At 77.0% G+C, this 3,208-nt stretch carries 2 protein-coding genes; both read right to left on the reverse strand.

The window, feature by feature from the left end:
• Positions 1–296 precede the first annotated feature (296 nt).
• Complete coding sequence (locus ABD353_RS39395) at positions 297–1,355, reverse strand: NUDIX hydrolase (RefSeq protein ID WP_344628537.1); 1,059 nt, start codon at positions 1,353–1,355, stop codon at positions 297–299.
• A gap of 170 nt (positions 1,356–1,525) precedes the next feature.
• Positions 1,526–2,929: an acyl-CoA synthetase gene (locus ABD353_RS39400; protein ID WP_344628538.1), complete on the reverse strand. Its 1,404-nt coding sequence runs from the start codon at positions 2,927–2,929 to the stop codon at positions 1,526–1,528.
• Positions 2,930–3,208: the final 279 nt, after the last annotated feature.

A 3,208-nucleotide genomic window follows, 5' to 3' on the forward strand; every position in this document is an offset into this window, starting at 1 on the left:
GGGGGCGCGGGGAACCGCATGGGGGCGCGTGGGGGCACCCCCCGGCCGAAGGCCGGGGGAGAACTGCGCGATCCGGATGGCGCGAACCCGCGGAATCGCGCCCACCCCGGGACCGCCCCACCACCCCGCACCCCTGCACGCCCGCCGCGTACCACCCCTCCCGCCCCCGCCGGCCCGCCATCATGGAACCGTCGGTCCGCGGCCCTCCCCGTCGACCGGGAGGCGGCCGGGCCCGCCCCCCGGCCGTCTCCCGTCCATCCCCCGTCCTGCCCCTGTCCTGCCCCGCAACCCCCCGGTCAGCCGGCCGTGGCGACCCCGACCGCGGCGGGCAGCCCCGCCTCCAGGTACCGCAGTTCGCCGTGCTCGCGCGCGTCGAGTGCGGCGGCGAGCCGCCGCAGCCGGGCGGCGGGCAGCAGCCCTGCTGCCTCGTCGAGGGTGACGAAGCGCCAGCTGCGCAGTTCGTCGGCCTGCAGCCGCAGCTGCTGCCGGGCCTCGGCACCGAGCCGCCCGCCGTCGTAGACGAGTCGCAGGCCGCCGCGGCGGGGGCCGGTCCGGGGCTCCCAGTCGACGGCGAGCAGCCGCAGTGCGTGGGCGTCGAGGTGCAGGCCGAGTTCCTCGGCGGTCTCCCGCAGGGCGGCGTCGGTCGGTGCCTCGCCGCGTTCGACGACTCCGCCGGGGAACTCCCAGGCGGGCTTGTAGACGGGGTCGACCAGCAGGACGCGGTCCTGTTCGTCGAAGAGCAGGACGGCGGCGGCGACGGTGTCGCCGGTCGGGTCTGCGCTCTGCACGATCGGGCAGCGTGCGGTGCCCTCCTCGACGAGCCGGGCGAGCCTGCGGGCGGTCTGCTCGGGGGTGAGTCCGGTGGTGTCGACGAGCTGGGCGTCACGGGCGAGCCATCGTCTGGCCGCGCGGTAGGCGGGCAGGTGGTCCAGGCACCAGCGGCGGACGCGCTCGCTGCGTTCGGGGTCGCCGGGGCATTCGTCCCGGGCGGCTATCCGTTCCTGCAGGATCGTTTCGTCAGGGTCCAGCACGAAGTGGTGGACGGCGATCCCGCGGGAGGCGAGCGCCCCGAAGATCTCGTCGCGGTAGTCCTCGCGCAGCAGCGTCATGGGGACGACCAGCGGGCCCGGCACCTCGGCGAGCAGGGCCGCGGCGACCTCGGGCACCAGGCGCCGCCAGGAGGGGAGGTCCTGGTAGTCGGCGACCGGGGCGAGCCGGTCGGCGGGCAGCAGCCGGCAGAGTCCGGCGCCGACCAGTTCGGGGTCGAAGAGGAGGCTTCCCGGCAGGAGCTCCACGAGTTCCCGGCACGCGGAGGTCTTCCCCGCGCCGAACGTGCCATTGACCCAGACGATCACAGAGCATCCCCTGCCCTCGGCCCACCCCGGTGCCCCACGCACCGGGCGGCGGGAGTCCGTGCTGCGGCCCCCGCGCCACACCGGTGGTACCCGTACGGGCCGCCGTCCCATGCCTGGCGGCGCCCGGAAGCGTCGGCGTCCGGCCACCGGGCACATGCCGGGCGGGGCGGTCAGCCGCGTTCGAGCAGCTGCTTCTTGAGGACCTTGCCCATGGCGTTGCGGGGCAGTTCGTCCACCAGCACGACCCGCCGCGGGCGCTTGTGGACGGAGAGCCGCGCGGCGACGAAGTCGGTGAGACCCTCGCCGGTGACCGGCCCGCCGGGGATCACGTAGGCGACCACGGCCTGGCCGAGGTCGTCGTCGGGCACGCCGACCACGGCGGCGTCGGCGACCTCGGGGTGGTCCCGCAGCGCGGCCTCGACCTCGCCGGCGCCGATCCGGTACCCGCCGCTCTTGATCAGGTCGACGGAGGCCCGGCCGACGATCCGGTGGAAGCCGTCCGGGCCGATCACCGCGACGTCCCCGGTGCGGAACCAGCCGTCGGCCGTCCAGGCCTCCGCGTCGGCGTCGGGGCGGTTGAGGTAGCCGGCGAACAGCGTCGGCCCGGCGACCTGCAGCTCGCCGACGGACCCGCCGTCCGCGGGGACCTCGCCGCCGTCCTCGCCGACGAGCCGGGTGCGCACCCCGTCCAGCGGCAGGCCGACGCTGCCGGGGCGGCGCTCGCCGTCGGCACGGGTGGAGACGGTGATCAGCGACTCGGTCATCCCGTAGCGTTCGATCGGCTCGTGGCCGGTCAGCTCGGCGAGGCGCTCGAAGACCGGGACGGGCAGCGGCGCGCTGCCCGAGACGAGCAGCCGGGCGCCGGACAGCGCCCGTGCGGCGGTGCCGTCCGCCGTCACCCGCGACCAGACGGTCGGCACGCCGAAGTAGAGGCTGCCGCGCGCGCCGGCGTACGCGCCGGGCGTGGGCCGCCCGGTGTGCACCAGGCGACTGCCGGTGCGCAGCGCGCCGAGCACCCCCAGCACCAGCCCGTGCACGTGGAAGAGCGGCAGCCCGTGGACGAGGGTGTCGTCGGCCGTCCAGCGCCAGGCGTCGGCGAGGCCGTCCAGGCCGGCGGCGACGGCGGAGCGCGGGAGCACCGCACCCTTGGGCGCACCGGTGGTGCCCGAGGTGTAGAGGACGAAGGCGGGCCGCTCCGGCGCGGGCTCGGCGAAGGTCGCGCCGGAGCGCGCGCCGAGGTCCACGGGCACCGTCTCGACGTCCTCCGCCTGCTCCCCCGGCGGGACGGCCAGCAGCGTGGCGCCGGAGTCGCGGAGGATGTGGCTGCGCTCCTTCGGCCCGGAGTCGGGCGGCAGCGGCACCACGGGGACGCCGGCCAGCAGCCCGCCGACCACGGCCGCCACCGTCTCGGCGGTCGGCCGGGCCAGGACGGCGAGGGCGGGCGCCCCCGCGACCCGTTCGGCCACCGCGCCGGCCGCGCCGAGCAGTTCCTCCCACGACATCGCCCGGCCGTCGACCACCACCGCGTCGCCCCGGTCCCCGTGTCCGCCCTCAAGTGCCGTCAGCAGTCCCATGGTCCGGACTCTACGCGCCCCTCCGGGCCGGCACGCGGGGACGTCCCACGGCTCGGGACACCCCGTGGAAGGCCGGTGGAAGGCCGCCGGAATGCCACCCGAAGGCCGGCGCGGGGCAGGCGGGAGGCAGGCGCGGCGAAGGGCGCGGCCCCCGGTCTCCCGGGTGCCGCGCCCTCGTGCGCCGTGCGTCGACCGGCTCTCGGATCAGCCCTTGCGGGCCTTCACCTCGGCGGTGAGCTGGGGCAGGACGGTGAACAGGTCGCCGACGACGCCGTAGTC

Source organism: Kitasatospora arboriphila (assembly GCF_039528095.1).
In the GTDB taxonomy this organism is placed as follows: Bacteria; Actinomycetota; Actinomycetes; order Streptomycetales; family Streptomycetaceae; genus Kitasatospora; species Kitasatospora arboriphila.